The sequence below is a fragment of the Streptomyces sp. KR55 genome (assembly GCF_052245645.1).
Classification (GTDB): domain Bacteria; phylum Actinomycetota; class Actinomycetes; order Streptomycetales; family Streptomycetaceae; genus Streptomyces; species Streptomyces flavusporus.
This window is the reverse complement of sequence record NZ_JBQQCE010000463.1, coordinates 1-7,810: the sequence shown is the minus strand read 5'-3', so window position 1 is coordinate 7,810 and position 7,810 is coordinate 1. Positions and strand designations below refer to the sequence as shown.

At 72.0% G+C, this 7,810-nt stretch carries 5 protein-coding genes; all 5 read left to right on the top strand.

Annotation, left to right across the window (positions count from 1 at the left end):
- A partial coding sequence (locus ACTWQJ_RS41905; RefSeq protein ID WP_443311665.1) for a hypothetical protein occupies positions 1–621 on the top strand: 621 nt, incomplete at its 5' end.
- Positions 618–4,007: a DUF6603 domain-containing protein gene (locus ACTWQJ_RS41900; protein ID WP_443311664.1), complete on the top strand. Its 3,390-nt coding sequence runs from the start codon at positions 618–620 to the stop codon at positions 4,005–4,007. The genes ACTWQJ_RS41905 and ACTWQJ_RS41900, both read left to right, overlap by 4 nt.
- Before the next feature lie 6 nt (positions 4,008–4,013).
- A complete protein-coding gene (locus tag ACTWQJ_RS41895) occupies positions 4,014–5,984 on the top strand; it encodes a hypothetical protein (RefSeq protein ID WP_443311663.1) in 1,971 nt (656 codons plus the stop codon).
- A complete protein-coding gene (locus ACTWQJ_RS41890) occupies positions 5,891–7,339 on the top strand; it encodes a hypothetical protein (RefSeq protein ID WP_443311662.1) in 1,449 nt (482 codons plus the stop codon). The genes ACTWQJ_RS41895 and ACTWQJ_RS41890 overlap by 94 nt, the downstream gene beginning before the upstream one ends.
- Before the next feature lie 13 nt (positions 7,340–7,352).
- The coding region (locus ACTWQJ_RS41885) for a hypothetical protein (protein WP_443311661.1) at positions 7,353–7,810 on the top strand (458 nt) is incomplete at its 3' end.

Genomic DNA, 7,810 nt, shown 5'->3' with positions numbered 1-7,810 from the left:
GTGCAGCTCACCGCCAGCCCGTCGCGGAATAGCTTCCGCGATGAGGTGCAGGCGGTGCTGCGCAGCTCCGCGCTGCTGCAGCGGTACGAGAGCGACCCGCGGCCGGAGCGGCTGGCCTGGAAGGGCGCCGCGTCGATCGTCGTCCCCGACGGCCAGCACATCGGGTCGGGGCGGCGGGCCCGGATGCGCCGGTCGCCGGCCTTGGTGCCGGCCCGGCTGTGGCCAGCTGGCGCGACGCTTCCGGCCGACAAGCCGCCCGACTGGCGTTGGCGGCTCAGCCTGCAGCGCGATCAGCGGCCGGAGACGGCGCGGCCGGTGGCGCTGCGCCAGCCCACGTTGTCCGAGGAACTTGACCCGGCCGACCCGGTCGCCGGGTACCGCCGGGTGGCGGCCCGACACGCGCAGGTCGCGTTCACCCACTTCGAGCACCTGCGGCAGATGGTCTTCACCAACAACATCGGGCTGGTGTCGGTCACTGGTGGCTCCGACGGCGCCCTGCACGTGGTGCACACGCTGTTGTCCAAAGATGCGCCCGACTCGACGACGTGCAGCGACAACACGATGCACGACATCTCGCTGGCTCCCACCACCGAGCCCCGGCCCGAGCTGGAGACGCGATGACCCAACCGCCGAACGCCTTCGAGGAGCTCATCAAGTGGTTTAAAGAGGCCGCCGACTGGGTGCAGGAGAACCTCGGGGACCCCGAGATCGCGGAGATGATCCGCGAGGACCTCGGGCTGGCCCCGGGGGCGAGCATCCCCGAGGCGAAGAAGGCCGAGTTCCAGCAGTTCGCGGCCGGTCTGGATCCGGACAAGGAGTCGTTCGCGGACACCGTGGAGGAGCTCCTCGACGTTATCGCGGCGTTCAAGGACCTCGGCACGGCGCTGCAGGACGAGCAGGCGACCGGCTGGGACGTCGCGTACCTGCTGCTCCGGATCATGAGCATCGAGACCGTGCGGGTGCGCTCGCCGCTCCTGTACGGGCTGAGCAAGCTGGGTCTGTTGGTGACCGAGGACCCGGAGGCCGTCGAGGAGTTCGACCCCGCGTTGGTCGTCGGCCTGCTCAAGGGCGAGCCGCCATCCCCGGGCAGCGGTGAGGTGGTGCTGCAGCGGCTCACCGCGCTGTCGTGGCTGATCATCACCGTTCTTGAGGCGGTGGCCTGCAAGCTGGGCCTGGAAGCCCGCGAGGCGTACGAGGCCTACTACGGCTGGGACCCCGACCCGGCGTCGGCCACCCCGCTGGCCGACCAGGTCTCCGCCCGGGCCGTCACGCTGCTGATCGGGCCGCCCGGGGACGTGTCCGCCCGGCTGTCACTGACGCTGCTCGGGTTGCCGCGCGAGCACCGCGGGCCAGCGCTGTTCCTCAGCTTCGGCGGGGGACTGTCCGCCGAGCACACCGATGGCGACACCACATACCGGTTCAAGACTGGCGCGACCGCGGCCTTTGACGTGCTCGTACCCTTCGGCGGCTCCCCGCTGCCGTTCCAGGCCGGCGGCGACCCGTCGGGGTTCGTCCGGCTGGATGCGGTGCGCGCCAAGGCCGGGCAGCTGGCGTTCCGGATCGGCGACGCGCAGGGCACCCGCCTCGACGTGGAGAAGCTGCTCATCGGCGTGGAGATCGGCGCGGACCGGGCCGTCTTCCGGCTCGGCATGGAGAAGGCCGCGCTCGTCGTCGACCTTTCCCAGGGCGACGGGCTACTCGCCCAGCTGCCCGGCGGGCAGCTCAAGGTCGAGTTCGGCCTGGTGTTCACCGCCGACACCGCGAACGGCCTGCGCGTCGAAGGGGGCACCCAGGCCCAGGCCACCTTGCCGGTCAACGCCTCGTTGTTCGGCGTGTTCACCGTGCACCACCTCGATGTGGCGCTCGGCCCGAGCCGTACCGGACGCGACCTCACTGTCGAGTTGTCCGGGGCGTTCTCGCTGCGCCTCGGCCCGTTTGCGGCCACTGTGGACCGGATCGGGATGCAGGCCGACGTCGCGGTGCGCGACGGCAACCTTGGCGTGCTCGACGCCTCGCTGGGCTTCAAGCCGCCCAACGGCATCGGGCTGGCCATCGACGTCGGCGTGGTCAAGGGCGGCGGCTACCTGTTCATCGACCCGGCGCGAGGGGAGTACGCCGGGGCGCTGGAGCTGGCCGTCGGGCCGGTTTCGGTCAAGGCGATCGGCATCCTGTCGACCCGGGTGCCGATGCCCGACGGGTCCCAGGGGTGGGCGCTGCTGCTGATGGTGTACGGGCAGTTCGCGCCCATCCAGCTGTCGTTCGGTTTCACCCTCACCGGCGTCGGCGGCATGATCGGCCTGCACCACGGGGTGAGCATCGACGCGCTCACCAGCGGCATGCGCGACGGGGTGCTGGACGACATCCTGTTCCCCAAGGACCCGGTCGGGGACGCGCCGCGGATCATCAACCGGCTGCGCACCGTCTTCCCGGTGACTCCGGGCGCGGTGACGTTTGGCCCGATGCTGGAGCTGGGCTGGGGCACGCCGGCGACTGTGACGCTGCGGCTGGGGATCATCGTCCAGCTCGACAACGTGCTGCCGCCAGGCAATGCGCCGGTCGGTTTCAGCCGGCTGGTGCTGATCGGCCAGCTGCGGGTGCAGATGCTGCCGGAGGCCACGGGTACGCCGCCGCTGCTCAAGCTGCTCGTGGACATCCTCGGCTATTACGACGCGGTGTCGAAGCGGATCGGCTTCGTGGCCCGGCTACGCGACTCCAAGGTCGCCGAGATCACGCTGTCGGGCATGCTGGTCGTACAGGCGGACTTCGGAGAGCAGCCCAGTTTCGTCCTCGCTGCCGGTGGCTTCCACCCCCGGTTCAAGGACATCCCCACCGGCACCCCGGCCCCGATCGACCGGCTTGCCGTGGGCTTCAGCATCGGCCCGGTGAAGATCGCCATCGAGGGCTACTTCGCCGTCGCGGCCTCTACCGTGCAGACCGGCGCCTCGCTGCGCGCCCAGGCCAAGTTCGGGCCGCTGTCGATCGACGGGCGGCTCGGCTTCGACGCCATCTTCTTCTTTGAACCGACCTTCCACTTCGAGGTGGACCTGAAGGCCGGTGTGTCGGTGAAGTTCAGGGGACGCAGTCTGGCCTCGGTGGACTTCAAGGGCACGCTGTCCGGCCCGGGCCTGTGGCGGATCACCGGCACGGTGACGTTCTCCATCCTGTTCTGGGACATCGACAAGTCCTTCGACGAGAGCATCGGCTCCGCACCGGAGACCCCGGCCATCGAGGTCGACGCAGCCGCGCTGGTGCGGCAGGCGCTGCAGAATCCGGGCAACTGGAGCGCGCAACTGCCGGCCGGGGGCAAGGGCATGGTCAGCCTCGGCCCGATCGCCGGCGTCGACGGGCTGCTCGCCCATCCCCTCGGCAGCCTCACCGCGATCGAACGGGTGGCACCGCTCGGGCTCACCCTGGAGAAGTTCGGCAACGCTCGGCTCAAGGGCCCCAACCGGCTCAACATCGAGAGCGTCACGATCGGCACGCAGACCCTGACCTCCCCGCCGACGGTCACCGAGTCGTTCACCCGCGCGCACTTCGTCGACATGACCGAGGAGCAGAAGCTCACCGCCCCCTCGTTCGAGCGGTTCACCGCCGGCATCGCGGTGGGCACCGAGGCGTACACCGTACCCACCGGCGAACTCGGCGAGGTGAAGGGCGATCTGCGGTACGAGACCCACTACCTGGACCGCGAACCGGAACGGGACCGCAACGTCCTGCGGCTGGCCAAGGTGACCGCCGCCATCACCCAGGAGGACCTGCAGGTGTTCGCACGGCAGGGCGCCGCCGCCCAGTCGCTGCGCAGCAGGACCGAGGCCATGCGCCCGGCTTCGCCGGTCGTCATCACCGTGACCGAGGCCCCACTGGCTGCGGCGAGCCGGTCCGACCTCGGCCGGGCGATGGACTTCACCGGAGTGGCCCGGTTCGCCACCGCCGTCGCTGAGCAGACGCTGGCCGACCAGGGTCTAGCCCGCGACGTTCAGCTCATCGAAGCCTTCGAGGGAGGCTGAGCCGACATGGCCGAGGTGGCGCAGTACCGCTTCCTTCCCTGGACCCGCCGCGGCCTGGCCGCCGAGGTGGGCGGGCCAGACCCGGCCGACGGGAGCCCGCTCCCGGAACGGGCCGCAGTGTCGGTCGGCGTGACCGTGACCGGCGCCGGGCTGGCGTCGATGAACCTGGCGTTGTACGGCCCAGGCGACGTGCTGGGCATCGACACCCACCTGATCGTGCGCACCGACCCCCGGCCGCACAGCAGCGACGTGGAGCCCAATTACCTGCCGGCCATCGAGTTCGACCCGTCCGACTTCCCGTGGCTGTTCACCCCGGCCGCCCCTGGAACCAACCAGCGGCTGCGGCCCTGGCTGGTGCTGGTGTGCCTGGACCGCGCCGTCGTCGAACCGCCGCACATGACCAGCTTGAGCGGCCGGCGCGGGCCTCTGCCGGTCATCGAGCTCACCAGCGCCGCGGTCGCCGACGAGCTGCCGGACCTGCGGGAGTCGTGGGCATGGGCGCATACCCAAGTGGCCACCGATGCGGCGAGCGGTCCGGTCACCTCGGCCGCGCTCGACGCCGCTCCCGACCTCAATGTCTCGCGGCTGGTGTGTCCGCGCCGTCTGGAGGCGGGACACCGGTACGTCGCGTGTCTGGTGCCCGCGTTCGACGCCGGCGTGGCGCGCGGCCTCACCGGCGAGGCACCGGCCCCGGCCGTGGACGGGGCCGCGCCGACCATCGGCCCGGCGTGGGATGTCACCGCGCCGACCGACCTGGTACTGCCGGTGTACTTCCACTGGGAGTTCGCAACCGGCCCGGAGGGCGACTTCGAGGAACTGGCCAAGCGGCTCGACCCGTTCGTGTGCCCGCCGACAGTCGGCTCCGCCCCGATGCACGTCGGCCACGGCGGCCCCGAGCTGCCGGAGATCGCCGACGGGCAGCCAGGCGCCACCCTCGACATGGACGGTGCGCTGCGCGCTCCGAGCCGCGACTCGGGCACGTTGAGCGAGGTCGACCAGAGCCTGCAGGACGGGCTGCGGCAGGCCCTCAACGCGCCCGCCGACTTCGCCGAGGCCGGCACCACCCCGCAGACGCCGATCCTGGGCCCGCCGCTGTACGGCGGATGGCACGTCCAGCGCCACCGGGTGCCCGCGGTCGACGGCGGGTGGTTCACCGAGCTGAACCTCGACCCGAGGTGCCGGACCGCCGCCGGGCTGGCCACCGAGGTGGTGCGCCGCAACCAGGAAGAGCTGATGAACGCCGCCTGGGAGCAGGTCGGTCAGCTCAACCCCGCCAACGACCTGCTCAACCGAGGCCGGCTCGCCCTCGAGGTCGCACGCCGACTGCACGAGCGTCATCTGCGGCCGCTGCCCGCGCACCGGTTCCTGCAGCTCGCCGCCCCGATGGGCACACGAGCGCTGCTCGACGAGCTGACCGTGACGGCGACAGTGCAGCGCACCAGCCTGCCGGACGCGGCTGCCGACCCGGCGCTGCGCCGGCTGCTGGGCGGCCGGCAGCCGCTGCTGCGCCGGGCGGCGCGGCGGGCCGGGCGTCCGCTGACCGCCGGCGGCGCCGCGGCGCCCATGACGCTCGTCGCCCGGATGGCCCGCGCCGACGGCGTGGTCGACCCCAACCTGGTCGACCGCGACGGCCTGGCCGGTGCCGCCGGCCTGGAGGAACTCACCATCCCGGGATCGGGCAGCGGCCTGGTCGACATGGCCCGGATCGGGGTGCCGCTGAGCCTGCCCGCCGACGTGCTCCGCGACGGACGGGCACGGTACCGGGCGGTGGCCCGCACCGTCGCCGGGCTGGGCGAGGGAATGTCGACCGGGTCGGTTCGGCCCCGCGACGACCTACGGCTGACCGGGCTGTTGACGCCGCGCCCACCCGCGGCGGCGGCAGCGTGCTCGGGGACGCGTCGCTGGCCGCGGTCCTGGCCGCTATCCGGGACGGAGTCGCTGCCAACCCGGAGGCGCCAGCGCTGCTGCTCGATCTGACCGGGGCACGCCCGCGGGTCGCGGGACTCGACGTGGACGGCCGGGGACAGCTAGTCGTTCGCACCCCGGTCGCGACGCCATCGGTACCGGTGGGCAGGGTGGCGCCGTCGTTGTTGCGCGCGGACACCGCCACCGTGGCCGCGGCCATCGGTGACCTGCCGGCAGGTGCGCTCGCGCCCGTGCGGCGCCCCGGGACCGCACCGCCAGTGACCGTGACGGGCCGTCCTCCGGTCGGCGGCGTCCCACAGCCTCCGGCGTCGGCAACACCGACCAAGACGCTGCCGACGCCGATGCGCGACCTCGCGGTGATCTCGCGCTTCGAGTCGGCCTGGAACCGGATCCCCCAGGCGGTGTCACCGGCGCCCGCGGTCCCGACCCGGACTGCCGTACCCTTCGCGGTCACCGACGCCAAGACGGCCGTTCTGGCGGCGACTGACCCGGCGACGATCGTGCCCCGCCGACTGGCCACCATGCTGTCCGTCGCCGGGACGTCACTGCTCGCCGTGGCTGACGACCGGCTGGTCGTCAGTCACACGGCCGACCGGGTGCTGGCCTTCCCGGAACTGCCGGTGCCGGTGTACCAACTGCTGGCACGCTACGGCCCGGACCGCTTCCTGCCCGGCATCGACGCCATTCCCCTCAACACGATCACTCTGCTGGAGACCAACCCGAGATTCGTCGAGGCGTTCTTGATCGGCATGAACCATGAGATGAACCGCGAGCTACTGTGGCGGGAGTACCCCACGGACCGCCGCGGCACACCGTTCCGGCACTTCTGGGGCTGGTACGACGGCCGATCCGACATCCCTCCGATCCACACCTGGGCCACCGACACGACACTGGGCCGCAACGCCCGCAGTGGCGGGGACGGCCAGTTGGTACTCCTGGTGCGCGGCGACCTGCTCCGGCGTTATCCGAACACGTCAGTGGTCGCGTGGCGGGCATCGGGCCTCGACCTGAAGGACCCGCCCGGCCCGGGCGACGTCGTCCGTCCGGTGTTTGGCGGCCGGTTCGACCCCGACGTCACGTTCTTCGGCTTCCCACTGACCGAGGCCGACATGGAGGGCGACGGCTGGTTCTTCGTCCTCCAGGAGCAGCCCACCGAACCGCGGTTCGGTTTCGACGAAAGCCCAGCCGACACCACGCCCGGCCCGATCGGCGTCTGGCCGGACGCCACCTGGCAACACACTGCGACCGAGCCCGGTTCGCACCTGCTCATCGCCGGGAACCCACTTGCCGGCGCCACCCGCGGCGGCGTCACCTTCGCCGCCAACGCCGCGCACCTCGCGGCCATCACACTGCAGAAGCCGGTCCGGGTGGCCGTGCGCAGCGGCCAGCTACTCCCACGCAACTAGGAGGTCGGCCACCGTGCCCCCACCGCAGATCGACACCGCCGTGTTCGCCGCCGTACGGGACCGCCTGGACCAGGCCGCCGACCGCCAGCGTGCGACCGAGGACCGGCTGGCCGAGGCCCGGGCGGAGCAGGCGCGGCTGGTCGCTGCCGGCGCGTCGGCCACCCGGGTGCAGGCGGCACAGGCACAGGTGGCGGAGCTGCTCGAGGAGCACGCGGCGCTCAGCCGTACCCACGCGGAGCTCCTGCTCGACCTGCGCGAGCTGTCGGATCGGGCCATCGGCCGCAGCGACCCGGCGACATTCGTGGCCACCCTCGACGGCCGGTTGCCGATCTGCCTGCTGCCGGTGCGCCTGGAGACCCGCTTCTTCGCCAACGGGAGCGAACTGCGCATCCGCATCTATCCCGACCAGGTGCACCTGGACGCCCACGAGCCGGAGCTCACCGAAGCGGAGATCGCCGCCGGCCACCGCTA